Annotated in this window: 18 protein-coding genes; 11 read left to right on the top strand and 7 right to left on the bottom strand. The window is 66.5% G+C overall.

Annotated features, from left to right (window positions below; genetic code table 11):
- Window positions 1-32: 32 nt before the first annotated feature.
- Genes ACFJI2_RS26130 through ACFJI2_RS26115 form a run of 4 tightly spaced genes read right to left on the bottom strand, consistent with a single transcriptional unit; the run spans window position 33 to window position 8,666 of the window.
- Entirely contained in the window at window positions 33-1,940 is a 1,908-nt protein-coding gene (locus tag ACFJI2_RS26130) for a DUF885 domain-containing protein (RefSeq protein ID WP_377702529.1), read from the bottom strand.
- Window positions 1,941-1,967: 27 nt separating this feature from the next.
- On the bottom strand, window positions 1,968-2,453 hold the full coding sequence (locus ACFJI2_RS26125) for a hypothetical protein (RefSeq protein ID WP_107869475.1): 486 nt from the start codon (window positions 2,451-2,453) through the stop codon (window positions 1,968-1,970).
- 42 nt (window positions 2,454-2,495) lie between these two features.
- Window positions 2,496-6,659: an SNF2-related protein gene (locus ACFJI2_RS26120; protein ID WP_377702528.1), complete on the bottom strand. Its 4,164-nt coding sequence runs from the start codon at window positions 6,657-6,659 to the stop codon at window positions 2,496-2,498.
- Between the two features lie 6 nt (window positions 6,660-6,665).
- The gene (locus tag ACFJI2_RS26115) at window positions 6,666-8,666 is read right to left on the bottom strand and encodes a S9 family peptidase (RefSeq protein WP_377702527.1); all 2,001 of its coding nucleotides are present in this window, start codon (window positions 8,664-8,666) and stop codon (window positions 6,666-6,668) included.
- 114 nt (window positions 8,667-8,780) lie between these two features.
- Here ACFJI2_RS26115 and hemE point away from each other — a divergent pair, with 114 nt between their 5' ends.
- From hemE to ACFJI2_RS26100, 3 genes are all read left to right on the top strand, one after another.
- Window positions 8,781-9,857, top strand: coding sequence for a uroporphyrinogen decarboxylase (gene hemE / locus ACFJI2_RS26110; protein WP_377702526.1), 1,077 nt, complete (start codon window positions 8,781-8,783; stop codon window positions 9,855-9,857).
- A 447-nt stretch (window positions 9,858-10,304) separates the two neighbouring features.
- A complete protein-coding gene (locus tag ACFJI2_RS26105) occupies window positions 10,305-10,493 on the top strand; it encodes a hypothetical protein (protein WP_377702525.1) in 189 nt (62 codons plus the stop codon).
- Between the two features lie 148 nt (window positions 10,494-10,641).
- Complete coding sequence (locus ACFJI2_RS26100) at window positions 10,642-12,669, top strand: primosomal protein N' (protein ID WP_377702524.1); 2,028 nt, start codon at window positions 10,642-10,644, stop codon at window positions 12,667-12,669.
- 48 nt (window positions 12,670-12,717) lie between these two features.
- Here the strand turns inward: ACFJI2_RS26100 and ACFJI2_RS26095 are convergent, their stop codons facing one another.
- Window positions 12,718-13,614, bottom strand: coding sequence for an ArgP/LysG family DNA-binding transcriptional regulator (locus tag ACFJI2_RS26095; RefSeq protein WP_377702523.1), 897 nt, complete (start codon window positions 13,612-13,614; stop codon window positions 12,718-12,720).
- A gap of 115 nt (window positions 13,615-13,729) precedes the next feature.
- On the opposite strand from ACFJI2_RS26095, the gene ACFJI2_RS26090 reads away from it, so the two are divergent.
- Window positions 13,730-15,172 carry a dihydrolipoyl dehydrogenase gene (locus tag ACFJI2_RS26090; protein ID WP_377702522.1) on the top strand — a complete coding sequence of 481 codons (1,443 nt, stop codon included), beginning with the start codon at window positions 13,730-13,732 and terminating at the stop codon, window positions 15,170-15,172.
- Between the two features lie 78 nt (window positions 15,173-15,250).
- The gene (locus ACFJI2_RS26085; protein ID WP_377702521.1) at window positions 15,251-16,375 is read left to right on the top strand and encodes an HD-GYP domain-containing protein; all 1,125 of its coding nucleotides are present in this window, start codon (window positions 15,251-15,253) and stop codon (window positions 16,373-16,375) included.
- Window positions 16,376-16,385: 10 nt separating this feature from the next.
- Here ACFJI2_RS26085 and ACFJI2_RS26080 read toward each other — a convergent pair whose 3' ends face one another.
- Complete coding sequence (locus ACFJI2_RS26080; protein ID WP_377702520.1) at window positions 16,386-16,868, bottom strand: SRPBCC family protein; 483 nt, start codon at window positions 16,866-16,868, stop codon at window positions 16,386-16,388.
- A gap of 112 nt (window positions 16,869-16,980) precedes the next feature.
- Between ACFJI2_RS26080 and ACFJI2_RS26075 the strand changes: the two genes are divergently transcribed.
- The 3 genes from ACFJI2_RS26075 to ACFJI2_RS26065 are packed head-to-tail and all read left to right on the top strand — an operon-like array spanning window position 16,981 to window position 19,872.
- Complete coding sequence (locus tag ACFJI2_RS26075; RefSeq protein ID WP_377702519.1) at window positions 16,981-19,062, top strand: UvrD-helicase domain-containing protein; 2,082 nt, start codon at window positions 16,981-16,983, stop codon at window positions 19,060-19,062.
- Complete coding sequence (locus tag ACFJI2_RS26070; RefSeq protein WP_377702518.1) at window positions 19,052-19,672, top strand: transglutaminase family protein; 621 nt, start codon at window positions 19,052-19,054, stop codon at window positions 19,670-19,672. The genes ACFJI2_RS26075 and ACFJI2_RS26070 overlap by 11 nt, the downstream gene beginning before the upstream one ends.
- The gene (locus tag ACFJI2_RS26065) at window positions 19,669-19,872 is read left to right on the top strand and encodes a SlyX family protein (RefSeq protein ID WP_107869465.1); all 204 of its coding nucleotides are present in this window, start codon (window positions 19,669-19,671) and stop codon (window positions 19,870-19,872) included. The genes ACFJI2_RS26070 and ACFJI2_RS26065 overlap by 4 nt, the downstream gene beginning before the upstream one ends.
- Here ACFJI2_RS26065 and ACFJI2_RS26060 read toward each other — a convergent pair.
- A complete protein-coding gene (locus ACFJI2_RS26060) occupies window positions 19,847-21,277 on the bottom strand; it encodes a GMC family oxidoreductase N-terminal domain-containing protein (RefSeq protein WP_377702517.1) in 1,431 nt (476 codons plus the stop codon). The two genes, ACFJI2_RS26065 and ACFJI2_RS26060, sit on opposite strands and share 26 nt — an antisense overlap.
- A 123-nt stretch (window positions 21,278-21,400) precedes the next feature.
- On the opposite strand from ACFJI2_RS26060, the gene ACFJI2_RS26055 reads away from it, so the two are divergent.
- The 3 genes from ACFJI2_RS26055 (at window position 21,401) to ACFJI2_RS26045 (ending at window position 23,438) form a co-directional block, all read left to right on the top strand.
- Window positions 21,401-21,979 (top strand): NnrU family protein, encoded by a 579-nt coding sequence (locus tag ACFJI2_RS26055; protein WP_377702516.1) that lies wholly within the window; start codon window positions 21,401-21,403, stop codon window positions 21,977-21,979.
- Window positions 21,980-21,983: 4 nt separating this feature from the next.
- On the top strand, window positions 21,984-22,712 hold the full coding sequence (locus tag ACFJI2_RS26050; RefSeq protein WP_377702515.1) for an MOSC domain-containing protein: 729 nt from the start codon (window positions 21,984-21,986) through the stop codon (window positions 22,710-22,712).
- A gap of 150 nt (window positions 22,713-22,862) precedes the next feature.
- Window positions 22,863-23,438 (top strand): TMEM175 family protein, encoded by a 576-nt coding sequence (locus tag ACFJI2_RS26045; protein WP_377702514.1) that lies wholly within the window; start codon window positions 22,863-22,865, stop codon window positions 23,436-23,438.
- The last annotated feature ends 62 nt before the right edge of the window (window positions 23,439-23,500 follow it).

The following is a 23,500-nucleotide window of genomic DNA, read 5'->3' as shown; positions in this document are numbered from 1 at the left end:
GCGTGCGCGGCGCCTTGAGGCCGCGCAAGGGATTACTGCGTCATCAGTTCGCGGATCACGCGCACCGGCGCGCTGCCGTAGCTGAGGAATTTCTCGTTGAAATCCTTCAGCACGAACTTGCTGCCCAGCGCCTGCTTGCGCTCTTCGCGCAGTTCCATGATCTCGCTGTAGCCGCTGAAATAGCTGGCCAGCTGCACCGACGACAGCTGCGCGCGGCGCCACTTCTCGGCCGCCTCGCGCTGCGTCTGGAAGGCCTGGCGCGTCAGCAGGTCCATCGCTTCGGCCTGCTGCATGCCCAGCACATGGACGCTGTAGTCGAGGATGGTGTTGGTCACGCTGCGCAGGTTCCACTTCGAATACATCAGCCACATCTCCGGCGCATTGTCGCCGTAGCCGGATTCCAGCATCATGCGCTCGCCGTACACGGCCCAGCCTTCCACCATGGCGCCGTTGCCGAAAATGGACTTCACGATGGACGGCGACTTGTTGGCGTACACCAGCTGCGCGTAATGGCCCGGAATCGCCTCGTGGATGTTCAGGATCTGCAGTATCCAGTGGTTGTACTCGCGCAGGCTGCTTTCGGCCTGCTCGGCCGATACGCCGTCGAGCGGCGTCACGTTGTAGTAGGTGCGGTCCTGCGGACGGTAGGGACCCGGCGCCTCGATGCTGGCGCCGGCCACGCCGCGCTGGTAGGCCGGCGTTTCGCGCACTTCCAGCGGCTTGTTGGGGTCCAGCGTCAGCAGGTTCTTCTGGATCACCCACTCCTGCAGCAGCGGGATCTGGCGCCGGATCTCGGGGAAGAAGTCCTCGCGCTTGACGTGGTTGGCCGACAGCGTATCGATCATCAGGCCGATCTTGGCGGTGCGGTCGGCCGGCTTGGCGGTGCCGCTCAAATACTCCGGCCACAGTTCGTCGGCCAGGCGGTCCATATTCGCCAGCAGCTGCTCGCGCGCCGCCAGCGCCTTCTGGTAGGTCTGCTCGCCGGTGCTGCCGGCCTGGATATCGAAGGCGAACTTGGCCTCGTACAGCTCCTTGCCGATGCGGAAGGAGCGCCCGCCGCCGGTCTGCGCCATGGTCTTGTCCAGCTCACCCAGCCAGGCCGCGTAGCCGTCCACCGCCGCTTTCGCCTGGCTGACGCGCTGCGCGAACAGCTGCTTCTCCATCGGCGACAGGATGGAGGCCTGCGCCTGCTTGTCCAGATCCGCCAGCAGCGCGATGACGCCGGGCGCCTGCGCAATGGCCAGCTGCGTATGCTCGCGGGTGGGATTGCTGATGTTGGCGCGCGCCGCGTCGTAATAGGCCGGCACGCCGGCGATGCGCTTGAGCAGGGTGCGCAGGCGCTGCGGCTTGGCCGCGTACTCGGTATTGAGGATGAAATCGATCGGGCTGGCGATGTTGTACAGCGCCGGGTTCCATTCGAATTCGCGGAAGGTGGTCAGGTACCAGCGGTCCGCATTGAGCTTGTTGACCAGCAGCGCCAGGTCGGTGCGCTGCTTGGCCGAGAGCTGGCGCGCGTCGGTCTTGGCGAAGCGGCCCAGCCAGTCGTCGATGAAGGCCAGCTGGCTGGCGCGCGTGGCGGCATCCGGGATGGTCAGGTTCGCGGCGGTGTCGTACTTGCCCACCGAGATCGCGGTTTCCGGATCGATCTTCCACAGCGCGCCCAGGAACTGGGTGGACAGCGCATCCATGCGCTTGTCCTGGGGGCGCTCGGACGGCGCCTGCTTGATCATCGGCGTGGCGGCTGCTGCTGCTGCTGCGCCTTTCTTGGCGGCGCCCTTGCCGCTGCCCTTGCCGCTGTTCTTGGTGCTTGTTCCGCCCGATTTGGAGGAAGACTTGGCGGTCTTGCCGGACTTGGCCTTCTGCGGCGCCTTGGCGGCGCCTGCCGGCGACAGCGCCAGGCACGCCAGCACGGCGGCCAGCGCGATTTTGGTTTTCATCATAAGGAGTAAAGCCTTTACTAAGGTTATTCAGTTGATCGCGTTGTTGCGGATCAGCTCCTGGTGGTGGGCGTTCAGCTTGCCCACAGCGTCCTTGCCGCGCGCCATGCGCGTCAGCAGGATCTCGCTGCCCTTGGTGTAGCGGTGGCCGATGCGGATCGAATAGGAGCGGAACAGCCAGCTCCAGAACGACTGCACGAAGGTCGCTTCGTCCATGTCGCGCCACTTCACGCCCTGCACGCCTTTCGACCAGGGCAGGATGCCGGAATACAGCCACACGCCCACGTCGTCGTAATACAGCTGCACGCTGCGGATCACCAGGATGCGGTAGCCTACCACCACTACCGCGAACACCATCACACCGGCGGCAATCAGCTCGCTGTAGCGGAACGCCAGCGGCAGCGCGAAGCCGAACAGCAGCAGCGCAAGCAGCAGCGTGTTCAGGTAGGCGGTCCAGGATTTCACGGCCAGCAGCGTGCCGTGGCCGGCGGGGCGGGATGCGTTGTCTTCTTCCATAGATATTCCTTAAGTTTCTGCTTGAATTTCTGCTTCGGATCTTCAGATCTTCAGGCCTTCCTGCAGCATCGCCAGCATCTCGCCGGCCGACATGCGCGCCGCCATGTCGCTGCCATCGAGCAGGCTGTCGGCCAGGTCGCGCTTGTGCTGGTGCAGGTCGACGATGCCTTCCTCGATAGTATGCCTCGCCACCAGTCGGTAGATCGTGACCGGACGCAATTGCCCCATGCGGTGCGCGCGGTCCGAGGCCTGGTCTTCCACGGCCGGATTCCACCACGGGTCCATGTGGATCACGTAATCGGCCGCTGTCAGGTTGATGCCCATGCCGCCCGCTTTCAGGCTGATGAGGAACACATCGCCCTCGCCGGCCTGGAAGGCGTCCACGCGCTGCTTGCGCGCCGCCATCGGCGTGCTGCCGTCCAGGTACTGGTAGGCCACGCCCTGGCGCTCCAGGTGCTCGCGGATCAGGGTCAGGTGGTCCACGAACTGGCTGAACACCAGCACCTTGTGGCGGTTCTCCAGCAGGCCGGCAAGCAGATGCGCGAACGCGGCCAGCTTGCTGCTCGGGAGCTGCAGGCCCGGCGCCACCAGGTTGGGATTGCAGCAGGCGCGGCGCAGCTTCATGATCTCGGCCAGGATCTGGATCGACTTCTTCTCGGCCGGGCCTTCCACCGCCGCCAGGTTCTCCAGCGCCTCGCGCCGCAGCGACTCGTACAGCGCCGTTTCCTCCGCCGACAAATCCACTTCCAGCACGATCTCGGTGCGCGACGGCAGTTCCGTCAGCACCTGGGTCTTGGTGCGGCGCAGGATGAAGGGGCCGATCAGGCGCCGCAGGCGGTTGCGCGCGCCCACTTCGGCGCGGTGGTCCTGCTGCTTCTCGATCGGCCCGGCGAAGCGCAGGTTGAACTGCTCGATGCTGCCCAGCAGGCCCGGATTGATAAAGCGGAACAGGTTCCACAGCTCGCCCAGGTGGTTCTCCAGCGGCGTGCCGGTGGCCACCATGCGGAAGTCGCCCTTGAGCGCCATCACGGCCTGCGAGCGCTTGGTGGCGCCGTTCTTGATGGCCTGCGCCTCGTCCAGCACGATGGTGTGCCATTGCTTGGCGGCGAAGCGCTCGGCCTCCTGCTGCAGCAGGCCGTAGCTGCACACCACCAGGTCGAAGGCGCCGGCGCCGGCCACCATCTCCGCGCGGTCGCCGCTGCCGAACACCTTCACGTTCAGCGTGGGCGCAAAGCGTGCCGCCTCGCTTACCCAGTTCAGGCACACCGAGGTTGGCGCGATCACCAGCGTCGGCCCTTGCGGCGCGCGCGACAGGATCAGCGCCAGCGCCTGCAGCGTCTTGCCCAGGCCCATGTCGTCCGCCAGGCAGGCGCCCACGCCCCAGTGGGCCAGGCGCGCCAGCCAGTCGTAGCCGTCGCGCTGGTAGTCGCGCAGATCCGCCTGCAGCGTGCTGGGCACTTGCGGCGAGAAGGCGGTGTTGGCTTCCATGCGCTTCAGGTGGTCGCGCCAGGCCGGATCGGCATCGACTTCGCCTGCTTCCGCCGCCAGGTCTTCCAGCGCAAACGCGGCCAACGGATGGATGTGGATGCCGTCCGCGCTGATGTCGCCATAGGCCTGCAGCTCGTGCAGGCGGCGGTGCAGCTCCTCGGTCAGCGCCAGGTACTGGTTGTCGCCCAGTTCCACGAAGCGGCTCTTGTTCGCCTGCATCAGCTCCAGCAGCGCGCGCAGGTCCATCACCCGGTCCTCGTCCACCTGCAGCTGGCCGCTGGCGGCAAACCAGTCCTTCTCGGTCTTGATATTCAGGCGGAACTGCTTGCCGCCGATGCGCTGGCTGACGCGGAACTTCTCGCCTTCGGGCCACGCCACCACCACGAATTCCGGCGGCAGTTCCTGCAATTCGGACAGCAGCTGCAGACACAGCGCGGGCTGGCCCAGCAGCCATTCACCGTGGTCCTGCTCCGCCTGTTCCAGCACCAGGCATTTGCCGATCAAGCGGCGTTCCGCATCGCGCTCGCCGCTCAGGCTGCGGCGCGTCTGCACCGGCTTGCCGTCCACTTCCGCGCTCATGCTCTCGGCGCCGCTGCCCGGCGTGTAGTAAGCGCCGCCGGCCAGCGGGCGCACCATGATCTGCATCTTCAGGCCATGCTGGTAAGGCAGCAGGTGCACGTGCAAACGCGTGTCGGCCGCCACCTGTTCCGCATTGCCCGTGCCGCCGCCGATGTCCGACTGCACGGTCACCAGCGACGACACCGCGCCGATGGCCTGCAGCACCTGTTCTTCCGCGCTGGCCGGCACTTCCAGGCCGTCGCCGACAATGGCGGCGATGCGGCGGTGCTCTTCCTCGATGCTCACCACGCGCAGGCGGGCCGGCGTTTCCCGCACCACCATCACGGTGGCGTTGATATTGGCGAGCGGGGGCTGCAGCGTCAGGCGCAGGTCGCCGCGCTGTTTGCGTATCAGCAGTTCCGGCGTGCCGGCCAGCAGCTCCACGCGCGTGTCCGGCGCTTCCAGCCAATAGGCGTGCGGGTGGCCCACCAGCGCGAGCGCGGCCTGTTCATGGTCGATGTCGTAGCGCAGGCCGGACGAATAAGCCTGGCGCGAAGGGGAGATGGTGCTGCTGATGCGGATGTCTTGCGGCGTCAGGAACTCCATCTGCGCCGCCTCCTCGCGCAGGCGCTTCAATGCCAGCGGGCGTCCCTTGCCCCAGGCGCCTTTCGCGTCGCGCTTCTGCTCGCGCGGCTCGATCTCAGTGATGCCGTGGCGCGGATCGAAGGCGATCATCCACACCAGGCGCGCCTCGCCGCTGGCCGTTTCAGCCGCGCCCTGATGCAGGTTGATCAGCGCGGAGAGCTGGCGCTGCCAGGCTTCCTGGCGCTCGAACCAGTTGCTCAGGTCGACAAAGCCGCCGCGCTCGCGCAGCGCGGCCGCGTGCGTGGCCATGTCGGCGTCGCCATGGTGGCCCAGCAGGCTGGCCACCTGCGCGGCGATGAATTTGTAGCCCAGCGCTTCGGCCTGCTGCGCCAGCGCGTGCAGCTGCTCGCGCTTGCCTTCCAGTTGCGGCAGCGCCAGCCAGAACCACAGCAAGGCCTGGAACATCTGCGGCTGCATCGCCGTTTCCCAGCTGCGCGACAGCACCACGTCGGTCTGCATGGTGCCGGCGCGGATCTGGCGCAGCATGCTCAGTTGCGTGTACACCGCGCTGTCCGGGTTGGCCTGCGCATGGACGGCCAGTTCCAGGTAGCTCTCGGCCGCCTTCTGCATTTTCGGGTCCGCGCTGCGCAGCATGGCCAGCACGTACAGGTGGCCGCCCATGCCCTGGAACAGCAGCTTGCGCTTGCCCGATTCGCGCCGCAGCGCCTTCAGCGCAGCCTCGAAGCCCTGCAGCGACTTATCCAGCTCGCCGCGCAGCAGCAGGATCACGCTGAGCAGGAACTGCGGCAGCGCACCGTCCAGGCCTTCCAGGTAGATCACGGCTTGCTTGAGCTCCCCGCACAGGATGGCGTCTTCGGCCAGCGCCATGCGGAAGGTCTCGGTGATGTATTCGTTCTTGGCCAGGCGGCGCTGCACGTGGCGGCCGGTCAGCCCGCGCACCGTGGGCGCCAGCGACGGATCGCGCTGGCAGTGCTGCAGCAGCAGGGTGAACACGTCGTCCACCAGCAGCGGATGGACCAGGATCAGCATGCCCGCCTCCAGCGGCTTGGTGAAGATGTCCACCACCGGATGCAGCTGCGCCGCTTCGTAGCACACCATGCAGGCCTGCAGCAGCGGCAGTACCTGCTGCGGCGCCTGGCCGCGCAGCAGTGCCATGCGCAGGCGCGCCACGGCCTGGCGGTAGCTGCGCGCCTCGAGCGCGCCGTTCCAGCCCTGGCGCATGGGGTTCAGCGTTTCGTAGGCGGTGCACAGGTCGCCCAGCAGGTGGGCGCCGATGGCGGCGCGGATCGCCGGCCAGCGCAGCTTGGCGTTGCACAGGTAGCCGCGCGCGGTGACCACGCTGACAAAGGCCAGGCGTTCCAGCTTGCGCAGCGGCTCGTCCAGCGTGTCCACGTTGAACATGAAGCCGCGCGCGTCGCGCACGCCGGCCTTGTTCAGCAGGTCCAGGATGGCCGTGCGGCCGGTGGCGTCGCCGATCAGCGCGAGCAGCGCCAGAATCATTTTCTCGTCGAGACTGAGGCTCTCGAATTCCGCGAGCAGTTGCTGGTCCGTCATCGTGCTTTACAGGTTGTGGATCTCGACCGGCGCCTGCGCCTGCGCCCCGGCCGTCGGCAAACCGAACATGCGCTGATAGAAGTACAGCTCCGCCTCCAGCGTGCGGATGATGTTCTCGGCCTTGCGGAAGCCATGGCCTTCGCCTTCCAGTGGCACGTAGGCCACCGGCACGCGGCGCTGCTTCAGCGCCTGCACCATGGCTTCCGACTGCTGCGGCGGCACCACCTTGTCGTCCAGGCCCTGGAAGAAGATCATGGGACGCGCCAGGCGGTCCGTGTGGTTGATGGGCGAGCGCGCCTGGTACAGCGCGTCGGCCTGCGGCGCGGGCGCGATCAGGTACTCGTTGTAGTGCGATTCGAACTTGTGCGAATCCTGGTCCAGGCCCTTCAGGTCGGACACGCCGTAGTAGCTCGCGCCCAGCTTGAACACGTCGTGGAAGGTGAGGGCGCACAAGGTCGTCAGGCCGCCGGCGCTGCCGCCGCGGATGATCAGGCGCTCGCCGTCCGCCATGCCATGCTGCACCAGGTACTGCGCGCCGGCGATGCAGTCCTCGACGTCGACGATGCCCCACTGGCCCTTGAGCGCGTCGCGGTAGGCGCGGCCGAAGCCTGAGCTGCCGCCGTAGTTCACGTCCAGCACGCCGAAGCCGCGGCTGGTCCAGAACTGCGTGGCCAGTTTCAGCGTGTTGACGGTCATGCTGGTGGGGCCGCCGTGGCTGATCACGATCACCGGCGGCTTGGTGCCGGCTGGCGCCTGCATGTCCTTGTTGGCGGGCGGGTAGTAGAAGGCATGCGCGGTGCGCCCGCCCGCGCTCGGGTAGCTGATGCTCTCTGGCACGGACAGATAGCCCAGGTCCGGCGTGTCGCCGATGGAATGGGCCAGCACTTCCAGTTCGCCGCCGGCCAGGTCGATGCGCGCCAGTTCCAGCGGAATGGTGGGGCTGCCGCCCAGCAGCGCCAGGAAGTTCACGCCCGGGCCGGAGCCCGCAGCAGCACTTACCTTCAGCTCGCGGATTTCCTCGTAAGGATTGGCGATGGCCTCCAGCTTGCCGCTGGCGATATCCAGCCGCGCCAGCCGGCTCACGCCCTTGTCGATATAGGTGCAGACGATTTCCTGCGCGCTGGCGAAACCGTACATCGCATTGCCGAACACCCAGTGCGGCGACGCGAATTCGGCCTCCATCGGGCAGATGGCCTGCGCGGGGCCGCCCGCATCGGCGTGGCGGTACAGGTTCCAGAAGCCGCTGCGGTCGGACACGAAGTACAGCCTGCCGTCCGGCGCCCACTCGGGCTGGCACACGGATTCTTCCGGACCGCCCGCCACGCACAGCGGCGTGCCCAGCGTGCCGCCTTCCAGCACGGGGGCCAGCCACAGCTCGGTGCCCTGCCACGGCATGCGCGGATGGTCCCAGGTCAGCCAGGCCAGCATGCGGCCGTCCGGCGACAGGCGCGGCGACGAATAGAAATCATGGCCGGAGGCCAGCACGGTCTCCGCGCCCGGTGCGGCGCTGCCCGGCAGGCCGACGGCGACCAGCGCGTTCTCCGGCTGCGCGTGCGAGTCCGGATCGTCCGGATGCTGCTCGCGCACCGCGATCAGCCGCTGGCGTCCCGCATCGACCACAAAATCGGCAAAACGCTGGCGGCCCGGCGCGGTGAACGGCTCCGCTGCTATGTCGCCGCAGCGGCTATACAGCCGGTTGTCGGCAAAATGCGAAAAATAGACGGTATCGCCATGCACCGCGTAGGCGCCGCCGCCGTATTCGTGTACGCGGGTGCGCACGTTCAGCGGCAAGGGCGTCACCTCGTCCGTGCGCGCGCCGTGACGGCGCAGCAAAGTCTGGCGTCCCGCCTCGCTGGCGCGGCCCGCCAGCCAATAGATATCGCCGTCCGCGCCCAGCGCCAGGGAGGACAGCGGCGTGGCGCCCGCGGCAACCAGGGCGGCACTGATGGGGGAGGCCCATGCGCCGTACGGCGCCAGGCAGACAGGGGACTGCGGCGTGGTGGACATAGCTTTGCTCCGTAAATATCTGCCGAATGATACAGACAGCCGTAAGGCGATGCGTAAAAAAGGCGGCAGGGGATGCGATAATAGCCCCTTTCCTTCGCTTTTTGATTGCATTCCATGCCACAATTTGCCCCACTGAAGAACGACACCTTCCTGCGCGCGCTGCTGCGCCAGCCGACCGAGTACACCCCCGTGTGGCTGATGCGCCAGGCCGGCCGCTACCTGCCGGAATACCGCGCCACGCGCGCCAAGGGCGGTTCCTTCATGGGCCTGGCCACCAATCCCGACCTGGCCACCGAAGTCACGCTGCAGCCGATCGACCGCTATCCGCTGGACGCGGCCATCCTGTTCTCGGACATCCTGACCGTGCCGGACGCCATGGGCCTGGGCCTGCATTTCGTGGAAAACGAAGGCCCCGAATTCGAGCGCCCGCTGAAAACCGAAGCAGACGTGCTGGCCCTGCGCGCTCCCGAACCGGGCTCGCTGGACTATGTGTTCAAGGCCGTCACCCAGATCCGCACCGAACTGAACGGCCGCGTGCCGCTGATCGGCTTCTCCGGCAGCCCGTGGACGCTGGCCTGCTACATGGTGGAAGGCCAGGGCTCGCGCGAGTTCCACATCATCAAGAAGATGCTGTACGGCCGTCCCGACCTGATGCACCGCATCCTGTCCGTCAACGCCCAGTCGGTGGCCGACTACCTGAACGCCCAGATCGACGCCGGCGCGCAAGCGGTGATGGTGTTCGACTCCTGGGGCGGCGCGCTGGCCGACGGCGCCTTCCAGGAATTCTCGCTGCAATACATGCAAAAAGTGGTGTCCCTGTTGAAACGTGAAAAAGACGGCGTGCAGATCCCCGCCATCGTCTTCACCAAGGGCGGTGGGCAGTGGGCCGAGGAAATCGCCGCCATCGGCGCCGATGCCATCGGCCTGGACTGGACCGCCAACCTGAGCAAGATCCGCGCCCTGGTGGGCGATAAAGTGGCTTTGCAGGGCAATCTGGACCCTGCCATCCTGTTCGCCAGCCCGGAGCAGATCCGCGCCGAAGTGGTCAAGGTGCTCAATGCCTACGGCAAGCACGACACCGGGCACGTCTTCAACCTGGGCCACGGCATCTCGCAATTCACCCCGCCGGAGTCGGTCGCCGCCATGGTCGATGCTGTACATGCGCATAGCCGCACGCTGCGCAACGCCTGATGTAGTTTGATGACAAAGGGCGCGTTTCTTCGGGAGCGCGCCCTTTTTTCATGCCTGCACGCCGTACAGCAGAGCGACTTATGCACAATTTTTTTTGCTGCGGAAATAACAGGCAGTCAATTTTCGCCAGCCCGGAGATCGCGTCCAAGTCGCTGATTTAAAAGACTTTATTTTGCGTCTCCCAGAGGGGGCGGAAGCCAAAGTAAACTTTATCCCAAGGGTAAAGTGGTCTTATCGGCGTATTCTCCACAAAGTTATCCACAAAAACTGTGGATAAAAACGAAAAGTACTTAGTAAACCGTGACTTAGTCACAATGCTAAGATTTCTGATGAGGAAATGTTGCGGTGCATGATATTTAGTTAAGTTTTTCTTGCAACAAATACATTGCGTTTCCACAAACCCAGGCTAGGCAGAATGTGTAGAATGCGGCGATTCAGGCGAGCGGCTTGCATGCTGTACTGCACAAGTGTCCGGGCGGCCTGACCGATCCTCAAAAAGTACTTGATTTCAGCAAAAAAGTCGGCCCTAAATACTTCACTTATGCACAGCAGCGGGAAAAGTGGTATGGTTTCGCGGCCCTCTGGGAGGGGTTTTGCAAGTATTTGATTATAAAGAAGAAAAAACAGAGAATTTGAGGCAGGTTATGCGTATTTCCCACAGCGGTTATCGGTTTCCTGAAAATTAGTACCCGTTGTTCACAAAGTTATCCACAAAATTTGTGGATAGTTATCCCACCCGAAAAACGAAGCACATTCGGGCAGTTTTTTGACCAGTTAGGACCAGATGGCGCAGTGCATATTGAAAGTCGCGCTCGACACACCGTTGAACGCCGTCTTCGACTACCGCTGGCAGTACGGCGGCGAGGACGGCGTGCGTCCGCAAGTGGGCCAGCTGGCGCTGGTGCCGTTTGCGCGGCGCGAAGTGATGGGCCTGATCGTCGGCCTGGCCGAGCACAGCGACGTGCCTGTGGAAAAGCTGAAGGACGCGCTGGCTGTGCGCCACCAGCTCGCGCCCCTGTCCGCGCAGTGGCTGGCGCTGGCGGGCTTCGCCGCCGACTATTACCAGCGCCCGCTGGGCGAAGTGGCGCTGCCCGGCCTGCCGAAAAACCTGCGCGTGCTGACCACCGTCGCGCTGGACCGTGCCATCAAGAAACTGGGCAAGCTGGAAGACAGCCACGACCATACGCCGCTGAACATGCCCCAGCTCAACCCCGAGCAGCAGACGGCGGCCGACTTCATCGGCGGCGCGCAGGGCTACCAGCCGGCGCTGCTGTACGGCGTCACCGGCAGCGGCAAGACCGAGGTCTACCTGCAAGCCTGCGCCCAGGTGCTGGAGCGCGAACCGCAGGGCCAGATCCTCATCATGGTGCCCGAGATCAACCTCACGCCCCAGCTGGAAGGCAATATCCGCGCGCGCTTCCCGGGCGTCATGCTGGCCACGCTGCACAGCAGCCTGTCCGAAGGCGAACGCATGCTGCACTGGCTGGCCGCGCACCAGGGCCAGGCCCGCATCGTGCTGGGCACCCGGCTGGCCATTTTGTCCTCGCTGCCGAAGCTCAAGCTGATCGTCATCGACGAAGAGCACGACCCCTCCTACAAACAGCAGGAAGGCCTGCGCTACTCGGCGCGCGACCTGGCCGTGTGGCGCGCCTGGCAGCTCAAGATCCCCATCGTGCTCGGTTCCGCCACGCCCTCGCTGGAAAGCTGGCACCACGCGCAGGGCGGGCGCTACAAGCTGCTCGAGCTGCGCGAGCGCGCCGTAAAGGCCGCCGTGCTGCCGGCCGTGAAACTGATCGACATGGAGCGCGACAAGCCGCGCGACGGCCTCACCGGCGCCCTGGTGGCCGCCCTGAAGCTGCGCATGGAGCGCGGCGAGCAGTCGCTGCTGTTCCTGAACCGGCGCGGCTACGCGCCCGTGATCTGCTGCGAATCCTGCGGCTGGATCAGCGACTGCACGCGCTGCACCTCCTTCATGGTGCTGCACAAGCCCGAGCACCGGCTGCGCTGCCACCACTGCAGCCTGGAGATGCGCATCCCGCACCATTGCCCAACCTGCGGCAACGTCGACCTGCAGCCCGTGGGACGCGGCACCCAGCGCGTCGAAGAGGGCCTGCAGGCGCTGTTCCCCGAGGCGCGCATCCTGCGTATCGACGCCGACAGCACGCGCAAGAAAGGCAGCGCGCAGGAAGCGTTCGACACCGTGCACCGCGGCGAAGTGGACATCCTGATCGGCACCCAGATGGTGGCCAAGGGCCACGACTTCAAAAAGCTCACCCTGGTCGGCATCATGAACCCGGACACGGCGCTGTTCTCGCAGGACTACCGCGCCAGCGAGCGCCTGTTCGCGCAGCTGATGCAGGTGGCCGGCCGTGCCGGCCGCGCCGCGCAGACCGAAGGCGGCAGCGCGGCCGAAGTGCTGATCCAGACCCGCTACACCCAGCACCCGCTGTACTCCGCCGTGGTCAACCACGACTACGACCACTTCGCCTCCGCGCTGCTGGACGAGCGCAAGCAGGCCGGCCTGCCGCCCTACCTGTTCCAGGCCCTGCTGCGCGCCGAAGCGCCCGAGCTGGCCACGGCCATTGAATTCCTCGAGATCGCGCGCGACTGTGTGCTACACCCCGGCATCACCATCAACGACCCCATCCCGATGACGATGACGCGCATCCACAACGTCGACCGCGCCCAGCTGCTGGTCGAATCCCCCTCGCGGCCCAATCTGCAAGTGTTCCTGAAAGAATGGATGGATACCCTGCGCAGCCTGAAAACCCGCGTCAAATGGTCGCTCGAAGTCGACCCCCTCGACATCTGAAAAACCAAGCGAACTGAGCCGCATTCGGGGCCTGACCCCGAATGCGGCTCAGTTCGCTTGCAGGAGGTAGCGGCGGGCGCTGGTGATGATTTGCTCGGACAGGGCGCGCGTGAATGGGGTGTCGAGGTTCCAGGCGTGCCAGTCGAGCGCGACGTCGAGCACGTGGCCGGGGGCGACGTCGATCAGTCGTTCGCTGTCGATGGCGCCCGCCGCGTGCAGTTGCGGCAGCAGGCCGTAGGCCAGGCCGCCGTAGATGCATTCGTACAGCGCCGGCGACACCGGCAGCGTGTGGTGCGGGAAGCCGGCCTGCTGGCCTACTGCACCTGCCAGGAAGCGGTCCATGGCGGCGCGCTCGCTGACCGCCGCCGGAGCCAGCTGCACCGCTTCGGCCGAGAAGCCGTCGCCGAACCAGTGGCCTGCAAATGCAGGCGTGGCCACGCACACGTAGCGCATCACGCCCAGCGGCGTGGTGGCGGGGCCGTTCAACGCCGCGCTGCTGTCCCCGCGCGCGGCCACGGCGCCAAATACGCGGCCTTCCTGCACCATGTGCAGCGCCTGCTCGCGCCCGGCCTGGTGCACGTCCAGCTGGCAGCGCGGCGGCGTCAGCAGCGGCGGCAGCGCCAGCGGGAACCAGGTGGCCAGGCTGGCGGCGTCCACCGCGAGTGAAATTTCCGGCATGCTGACCCGGTTGCCCAGGTCGATGTCCAGCGACGCTTCCATCAGCCGCACGTTGCGGTGGTGGGAAATCAGGCGCTGGCCCAGGCCGGTCGGCACGCAGGGCGCGCCGCGCACGATCAGCAGGCGGCCGCTGCTGTCCTCGAGCGCCTTGATGCGCTGGGACACGGCGGACTGGCTGATGCCCAGCATACTCGCGGCTTTTTCAAAGCTGCCCTGGCTGGCCACCGCGTCCAGCACTGCCAGCGCTTTGTAATCCAGATTTCCCATAAGGATTGCTTATAAAAATATAAAATGATAAGTAATACTAATGGCTTTCGGGCTTCCATGCTTGAATTTTCGCAAGAGAGTAGTATTTCCGGATAAAAAATCTTTGGAGTGTGCAATGAAGACCCTACGTACCGACGTGGCCGTGATTGGCGCCGGCAGTGCCGGGCTGACCGCCTACCGTGCGGCGCGCGCCGGCGGCAAGCGGGCTGTGCTGATCGAGAGCGGCCCCTACGGCACCACGTGCGCGCGCGTCGGCTGCATGCCCAGCAAGCTGTTGATCGCGGCGGCCGAGGCGGCCCACGCGCTGGCCGCCGCGCCCGCCTTCGGCGTTCATCCGGGCCAAGTGCGCATCGACGGCCAGGCCGTGATGGCGCGCGTGCGCAGCGAACGCGACCGTTTTGTCGGCTTCGTGCTCGAAGGCATGGAGCACATACCCGAGGAAGACAAGCTGCGCGGCCACGCCCGCTTCACCGGCCCGCGCGAGTTGCAAGTGGATGAGCACACCTTGGTGCAGGCCGAACGCATCGTCATCGCCACCGGCTCCACGCCCATGGTGCCGTTCGAGTGGCAGCAGGCAGGCGAGCGCGTCATCACCAGCGACGCCGTGTTCGACTGGACCGACCTGCCGCAGTCGGTGGCGGTGGTGGGCACCGGCGTCATCGGCCTGGAACTGGGCCAGGCGCTGCACCGGCTGGGCGTGCGCGTGGCCATCTTTGCGCGCGGCGGCAGCGTGGCGCAGCTGGGCGATCCGCTTGTGCTGGCCGAGGCCGCCAAGGTGCTGGGCGCCGAGCTGGACATCCGTTTCCAGACCCAGGTGGCGGCGGTCGAGCGCGATGGCGAGGAATTGCTGCTCACCAGCCGCGACGCCGCCGGCCAGCAGCGCCAGGAGCGCTACCAGTACGTGCTGTCGGCCATTGGCCGCAAGCCCAACGTGCATGCGCTGAACCTGGAGCTGGCGCAGATCGCGCTGGACCGGCGCGGCATTCCGCTGTACGACCGCCGCACCATGCAGTGCGGCAGCAGCGCCATCTTCATCGCCGGCGACGCGGACGACGAGCTGCCGCTGCTGGGCGAGGCGGCCGACCAGGGCAAGATCGCCGGCGCCAACGCGGCGCGCTTCCCGGCCGTGCAGCCGGGCCTGCGCCGCACGCCGCTGACGGTGGCCTTCTGCGAGCCGCAGATCGCTACCCTGGGCGAGGATTACCATTCCCTGTGCGCCAGCCACAGCGGCCGTTTCGCGGTCGGGATGGTGTCGTTCAGCAACCAGGGCCGCAGCCGCGTCATGCTGCAAAACCACGGCATGCTGCGCGTCTATGGCGAGTTCGGCACAGGCCGCTTCCTGGGCGCCGAGATGATAGGCCCGCGCGCCGAGCACATCGGGCACCTGCTTTCCTGGGCCTGCCAGGCCGGGCTGACGGTGGACGCCATGCTGGACATGCCGTTTTACCATCCGGTGGTGGAGGAGGGCGTGCGCACCGCGCTGCGCGACCTGGCCCAGAACCTGGCCAAGGAGCCGCCCGCGCCGCAGCCTTGCCCGGACTGCACGCCCGGTACTTGATGGATCGGATGGACCTGATGAACTTGATGTAAGGCAACAATGTAGAATGCACGCAATGTAGGCAGGTGGAGGCCAGCGGTGAAGATACGGAAGATCAGTCCCGGCGAATTGCAAGTCGGCCAGGTGCTGCCCTGGGATGTGTACGGGGACGGCGGCGGCTTGCTGGCGCGCAAGGGGCAGCTGGTCGCCAACCGCAAGGAGCTCGACAGCCTGACCGAGCGCGGCGTCTACGAGGACTGGAGCGAAGCGCTGCCGCAGTCGCGCGCGCCGCAGTCGGTGCTGCGCCTGCTGAACGGGGCGCAGCTGGAGTTGCAGGACGTGCTGCAGCAGATCGCCGCCGGCAACCCTGCCGGCAATGCGCAGCGCATGCTGGGAAGCATCGCCGACCTGGTCACGGCCGCCGTGCTGCAAAACGCGGATGTGGCATTGGCCTGCATCCTGCATAACCGCTCCAGCGTGCCCTATTCCGTGCGGCACAGCGTGGATACGGCAGTGGTGGCGCAAGTGCTGGCGCTGGCGCTGAAAAAGCCGGACGACGACATCCAGGCCATGACCGTGGCGGCGCTGGCCATGAATGTCGGCATGCTGGCCGCGCACGACAGGCTGCAACTATCCAGCGGGCCGCTGAACGAGGCCGACCAGGGCCTGGTGCAGTCCCATCCGCAGGCCGGCGTGGTGCTGCTGCGCCAGGCCGGCATCGAGCATCCGGCGGTGCTGGCCTGCGTGCTGGCGCACCACGAAAACGAGGACGGCAGCGGCTACCCGGGCGGCAAGACCGGCGCCTATGTGCCGGAGTCGGCCAAGCTGCTGGCGCTGGCGGACCGCTATTGCGCCCGCCTGGCGCGGCGCCGCTACCGCCCCGCCATGACGCCCAACGCGGCCCTGCGCGACATCCTGCTGGAAGCGCGCGACACGCTGGATAGCCTGCTCCCTGCCGTGCTGATACGCGAACTGGGGATTTACCCGATCGGCACCTGCGTGCGGCTGCTGAACGGGGAGGTGGGCGTGGTGTCGCGCAAGGGGCTGAATGCCACCACGCCGTGGGTGACGTCGCTGCTGGGTCCGCGCGGCACGCCGCTGGCGCCGCCGCTGCAGCGCGACACGCGCAGCGAGGCCCATTCCATCCGCGAAGTGCTGGACATGGAACAGGCCGGCTTGCATTTCCACATGGAACAGGTATGGGGCCGCGCGGCGGCGAGGTAGCCGCCCCGGCTTAGTTCAGCAGCGAATCGAGCCGGCCCTGCTCGGCCAGGTCGCGCAGCACGCGGATGGTGTCGATGTCCGATTCCTGGTAGGCCGACTTGCGGAACTCGTCGTACATGGCGTTGGCCTGGTCGGTGGCCGCGTCGTGGCCGTCGTCGTACTGGAAACGCACCCACAAGGTGCCCGGCTGCGGCGTTTCGATGGTCATGGTCAGGCTGGACGCGCTGATGTCCTGCTGCGGAGCAACTTCGTAGCGCACCCGGCGCATCGGGTCCAGCAGCACCTTGTCGGCGATCACCAGTTCGCCGTAGCGCAGCTTGCGGCTGAAGCCGAACTCGTGGCGGTCGTCGATCTGGCAGTCATCCAGGTGCGGCACAAACAGCTTGGGCGATTCGGCGCGCAGCACCAGGCCGCGCCACAGTCGTTCGTGGCTGAGTTCGTCGATCAGCGGGTTCAGCGGATCGTTGATTTCGATGAGGTGTTCAAATTTCATGATGCTGCCCAAGTAGGTGAGTCCAATGACACTATATTCTGCCGCACCCTGAATTATCAATGCTTGCGCTGCTACAATAACCGGCTTGTTTCGCCCCTCCCGCCTGGAAATCATGTCTAACGCACCACAGTTCGGTCTCAATGCTCCGCAAAGCGAAGCCGTGCTCTACCTGGACGGCCCCTGCCTGGTGCTGGCCGGCGCGGGCTCGGGAAAAACACGCGTCATCACGCAGAAAATCACCCATTTGATCGAGGACCGGGGCTATGACCCGCGCACCATCGCCGCGCTCACCTTCACCAACAAGGCCGCGCTGGAGATGCAGGAGCGGGTCGGCAAGCTGCTCAAGCAGCCGCGCCAGGCCAAACTGCTTACAGTATCCACCTTTCACTCGCTGGGCGTGAAAATCCTGCGCCAGGAAGCGAACCACCTGGGCTTGAAGGACCGCTTTTCCATCATGGACAGCGACGATTGCTATTCGCTGGTGCAGGACCTGGCCATCACCACCGACAAGCAGATCATCCGCGGCATCCAGAACGATATTTCGCTGTGGAAAAATGGCCTGGTGGACCCGGCCGACGCGCTGCGCAACGCCAAGGACGAGGACGAGGCGCAGTCGGCCCGCATCTACGCCAGCTATGTGTCCACGCTGGCGGCCTACCAGGCGGTCGATTTCGACGACCTGATCCGCCTGCCGGTGGAACTGTTCCGCGACAACGGCGCCGTGCGCGACAAATGGCAGCGCCGCCTGCGCTACCTGCTGGTGGACGAATACCAGGACACCAACACCTGCCAGTACGAGCTGGTCAAGCTGATGGTGACCGGCATCGGCAAGAAGCCCATGTTCACCGCCGTGGGCGACGACGACCAGGCCATCTACGCCTGGCGCGGCGCCACGGTGGAAAACCTGGCCAACCTGAAGGTGGACTTCCCGGACCTGAAGCTGATCAAGCTGGAGCAGAACTACCGCTCCACCACGCGCATCCTGCAGGCCGCCAACGCGGTGATCGGCAACAATCCCAAGCTGTTCGAGAAGTCGCTGTGGTCCGAGCACGGCCTGGGCGAACCGATCAAGGTGCATTCGATGCCGAACGACGAGCAGGAAGCCGAGCAGGTGGCCATCATGATCTCGGCCGACCACTTCGAGCGCAAGAACCAGTGGACCGACTACGCCATCCTGTACCGTGGCAACCACCAGGCCCGCATCATCGAGCAGGCGCTGCGCAACCAGCGCATCCCGTACACGATTTCCGGCGGCCAGAGCTTCTTCGACAAGGCCGAGATCAAGGACATCATCGCCTACCTGCGCCTGCTGGCCAACCAGGACGACGACCCGGCCTTCATCCGCGCCGTCACCACGCCGCGCCGGGGCATCGGCCAGTCCACGCTGGAGGTGCTGGGCGCGTTCTCGGGCCAGTGGCAGTGCTCGCTGTTCGAGGCCGTGTTCAAGGGCGGCATCGAAGCCAAGCTGCCGGACCGCCAGCTGCTGCCGCTGCGCGAGTTCTGCAACTTCATCAACCACCTGGAAGCGCGCGCCAGCCGTCCCGGCGCGGCCGGTTCCGGCGACAACGCCGCCCAGGTGCTGGACGACCTGATGGAAGCCATCCACTACGAGTCCTACCTGTACGACAGTTTCGAGGAGCGCGCCGCGCAGAGCAAGTTCCAGAACGTGATGGAATTCGTCAACTGGCTGAAGGACCGGGGCCGCGGCGGCAAGGACCGCTCCGGCGAAGAAAAGAACGTGCTGGAGCTGACCCAGATGGTGGCGCTGATGACCATGCTGGAAGGGAAGGACGAAGAGCCGGACGCGATCCGCATGTCCACCCTGCACGCGTCGAAGGGGCTGGAGTATCCGCACGTGTTCCTGGTTGGGTGCGAGGAAGGCATCCTGCCGCACAAGGGCGATCCGGACGCGCCGGTGGAAACGCTGGCGCAGCGCATCGAGGAAGAGCGGCGCCTGATGTACGTCGGCATCACGCGCGCCAAGCGCACCCTGCAGATCACCTGGTGCAAGAAGCGCAAGCGCGCCGGCGAGCAGGTGCATTGCGACCAGTCGCGCTTCATCAAGGAGATGCAGCTCGACGTGGGCGACGCGGTGCCGAAGGAATCCGAAATCATCAGCCCGCGCGAACGCCTGGCGCGCATGAAAGAATTGCTGGCCACGCCGAAAGCGGTGCCCAATCCCAATGCCAACTGACCACTACCTCGCTTTCAGCAACTGGATCGACGGCGGCCACCCGGAAGTGGCCAGCAAGGCGGCCGAGCTGGCCGCAGGCTGCGCCACGCAGGCCGAGGTGGCGCGCCGCTGCTTCGAGTTCGTGCGCGACCAGATCAAGCACAGCTGGGACTACCGCATGGACCCGGTCACTTGCCGCGCGTCCGACGTGCTGCGCCACGGCACCGGCTACTGCTACGCCAAGAGCCATCTGCTGGCGGCGCTGCTGCGCGCCAACGGCATTCCTGCCGGCCTGTGCTACCAGCGCCTGGCGGTGGGTACGGCAGGCCCGCCGTTCTGCCTGCATGGCCTGAACGCGGTCTACCTCGAAGGCCACGGCTGGTACCGCATCGATGCGCGCGGCAACAAGCCCGGCGTGGACGCGCAGTTCACGCCGCCGCGCGAACAGCTGGCCTTCCCGGTGCTGGCGCCGGACGAGCGCGACCTGCCGGAAATCTGGGCCGAGCCGCTGCCCGTGGTGGTGGATGCCCTGCTGCGCCACGCCACCGTGGCGCAGGTGGCGGCGGACTTGCCGGATGTGGCGCTGCTGCCGCCGGTACAATACGGCTTTACAGCAGGGAGCACGCAGTGAGCAACGAAGACAGGTTTGTAGACATTGAAATCAAGATCGCCCACCAGGAAGACATGGTGGAATCGCTGAACCAGCGCATCTACGAGCAGCAGAAGCAGATCGACAAGCTGGAGCAGATGCTGCACGCGCTGGCACAGCACGTGCGCGAGAATCCGCAGGGCGGGCAGGGTCCGCTCAACGAGCGTCCGCCGCACTACTGACGCTGCCGGCGGCGCTCCCTGCGCTGCCGCCGGCATGGTCCGCCGGGCCGGACGCGGCGATCAGCATTGGCATGCCTTGCGGGCGCTGGCCCGCCGCGCCGGCCCCCGCCAGGCCGGCGATGTGTTCGCCCAGCCGCTGCCCCAGGCATAGCAAGGTGAGCGTAGGCGGCAAGCCCCACGGCCCCGGTATCACCGACGCGTCGCATACGTACAGGCCCGGCATGGCTGTCTGCAGATCGCTGTCCACGCCTTCGCCGATGCGCACGCTGCCGCCGGGATGCGCGGCGAAATGCCAGCTGCGGAACACATGCTTTGCCCCGGCCGCCGCCAGTATGCTGCGCGCCAGTTCCTCGCCCTGTCCCAGCTTCTTCCGGTCGCCGGGCTGCAGTCGCTTGTCCACCCAGTGCGGGCCGATGCTGCCGCCGATCTCGTCGCGTATCTTCACCATGATGCTCAGCGTGCGCGCATGCGCCGCCAGGCGGCCGAAGCGGCCCACCTGCAGCGCAAAGGCCTGGTACATGGGCTTGGGCAGGGTCAGGTCGGCCAGCGCAATGCCGTCCGCGTGCAGCTGCATGCCCGCCGCCATCGGCACTTCGGCGCCGGCGTGCGGCGCGTGCAAGTCGTCCACGCTGCCCATCACGGCCACTACCGGATCGCTGAAGAACGGCGCGCTGCGCGGCGCCAGGCCGGAGCTGTGCAGCAGGCGCGGGCTGCCGATGCCGCCGCCGGCCAGCACCACCGTGTCGGCCAGCACCGTGCGCAGCTCGCCGCCCACCACCGCTTCCACCCCCGCCGCGCGGCCGTCGCGCAGCAGCACGCGCGTCACGCGCGCATCGCCGGCCAGCACGGCGCCCTGGGCGCAAGCCTGGTCGAGAAAATCGCGCGCCGTCCACTTGGCGCCATAGGGACAGCCGTAGACGCAACGCCAGCAGCCGCTGCGGCAAATCTGCGGCCGTATCATCTTGTCCAGCTTGTGCCAGTCCAGGCCCAGCGAACGCGCCGCCTGCATGATGCGCGCCGCCAGCGGGCCGACCAGCTTGTCCGGCAGCGGCGCCATCGGCAGTTCGGCGCGCAAGGCCGCCAGCTGGGGTTCCAGGTCGATGCCATGCGCGGCGAACATGGCCGGCGGCGGCGGTGCGGCCGTGGCGAAATTGATGGCCGAACTGCCTCCCGCCACCAGCCCGCGCACCAGCAGCGACGCGTCGCCATGAAGGAAGGCACCCTTGCCGGGCACGGCGGCGATGGCCGCCATCTGGCCCAGCGTGCCCGTCAGGGGCGCCGTGCTGCCCTGTTCCAGCACCGCCACGCGCATGCCGCGCAGCGCCATCGCGCGCGCCACGCTGGCGCCGCCGGGGCCGCTGCCAGCCACGATGGCGTCATACTGAAGAGGGGAAGAATTGGCCATGCAACAATGGTAGCACGCTGCCTGCGGCGCTTCGGCGCCGCGCCGTCCGCGTTTCGTCGCAATCAGGTTGCCGCTCTGGCCATTTTGATCTATCGTCAAGCCATCTCAATTCGGAGCGACGCGATGACTATCCTGGTGCTGGGTTTGCTGATTTTCCTTGGAGTGCACTCGGTGCGCATCGTGGCCGACCCGTGGCGCACGGCCATGCGCGCGCGGCTGGGCGAGAACGCGTGGAAGGGCCTGTATTCGCTGCTGGCGCTGGCCGGCTTCGCGCTGCTGGTATGGGGCTACGGCCAGGCGCGCCAGTCGCCGGTGGTGCTGTGGACGCCGCCGCTGGGCATGCGCCACCTGGCCGGCTTGCTGACCGCGATCGCCTTCGTCTTCCTGGCCGCCGCCTACGTGCCGCGCAACGGCATCAAGGCCAGGCTGCACCATCCCATGCTGCTGGGCGTGAAGACCTGGGCGCTGGCGCACCTGCTGGCCAATGGCACCGTGGCGGACCTGCTGCTGTTCGGCGCGTTTCTGGCCTGGGCCGTGGTCTGCTTCATCTCCAGCCGCCGCCGCGACCGCGCCGCCGCCACCGTCTATCCGCCCGGCACCGCGTCCGGCACCGCCATCACGGTGGTGGCAGGCCTCGCCGCTTGGGCCGTGTTCGCCTTCTGGCTGCACGGCCTGCTGATCGGCGTGCGCCCGTTTGGCTAAGCCGATGACGCCCGTCCCGTGCTCGGCTCCGGTCCGCGCCGAGGATGCCGCCACCGGCGTTGCCATGGGCAGCGTGCTGGCGCTCGCGCAGCGCGGCGAAGGCATGCGGGTCCTGCAAGAGACCGGCCGCGTCATGGCGCTTGCGGGACTGGGCCTGGCCGGCGATAGGCACGCGGACCCGCTGTCGCCGCGCCAGCTGCTGCTGGCCGGCGCGCCCGCCTATGCCAGCCACGGCCTTCCCGCGCGCGCCCTCGGCGAAAACCTGCTGCTGGACTTCGACACGGCCGCGCTGCACTCCGGCACCGTGCTGCAACTCGGCGCCGAAGCGTTGTTGTGGCTGACCTTCCAGTGCGAGGCCTGCGGCCATCTGGGCAGCAAGGCGCCGGGCCTGGCGCGCCGCATCGGCCTGCAGCGCGGCATGCTGGCCCGGGTGCTGCGCGGCGGGACGATCGAGCGTGGCGACCGCGTCACCGCGCTGCCCGGCGAGCTGCCGGCCTGGTCTGATGACTGGCGCGAGCGCGCGGTGGCAGCGCTTGCCGCTGTGCCCGACGGCATGGTGGTCGAATACCGCCAGCTGGCCCGGCTGATCGGCGTCCAAAGCAGCTACTGCCGCGCGCTGCCCAAACTCGCCCGCGCAGCCGGATTGGCCGCCAAAGCCGTCACCCTTCAGGACCGCTCTGCTGCCCCTCGCTGGCAAGGCCATGAATTGTTCGAGGCCGGCCTGGACGCATAGCACTTCTCTCCAACGACAGGCTGGGAGCGGCGCGCCATATTTGCTACTATGAAATGATTGTCTGGATAGTCAGACCATCGCCAAGCCATCGTACTGGCGTAACCACAGCGCGTGCCGGCATAATCAACTTTGAATCGATCAGGATGGAACATGGGTAAAGGCAGGCTGGAAGCATTTAGCGATGGCGTGATCGCCATCATCATCACCATCATGGTGCTGGAACTGAAGGTGCCGCACGGTGCCACTTGGGACACGCTGTTGCCGCTGGGGCCGGTGATGCTGAGCTATGTGCTGAGCTTTGTGTACGTGGGCATCTACTGGAACAACCACCACCACATGATGCACGCGGTGAGCAAGGTCAACGGCAGCGTGCTGTGGGCCAACCTGCATCTGCTGTTCTGGCTGTCGCTGATTCCCTTTGTCACCGGCTGGATGGGCGAGAACCATTTCAGCACCATCCCCGCTGCGATCTACGGCGTGGTGCTCACCATGAGCGCGCTGGCCTACATGCTGCTGGAAAAGGTGCTGATCAAGCTGCACGGCGCCAACTCCGCGCTGGCGCAGGCGGTGGGCAAGGAGCGCAAGCTGTGGCTGTCGATCGCGCTGTATGTGCTCGGCATCGCGGTGGCGGCGCTGCATCCCTGGCTGAGCGTGTGCCTGTACGCCGCGGTCGCGCTGGTGTGGTTCATCCCCGACCGCCGCATCGAAACCCGGCTCTCTTCCTGAAGGGAGAGCAGGCCCTGCGCCGCGCCCCGCGACCTCCAAATGGCTTTATGCTACCGAAGCAC

This window comes from Pseudoduganella sp. UC29_71 (assembly GCF_042693265.1).
Taxonomy (GTDB): domain Bacteria; phylum Pseudomonadota; class Gammaproteobacteria; order Burkholderiales; family Burkholderiaceae_D; genus Rugamonas.
Note: the sequence above shows the minus strand (reverse complement) of the source record. Positions and strands in the feature narration are given on the sequence as shown.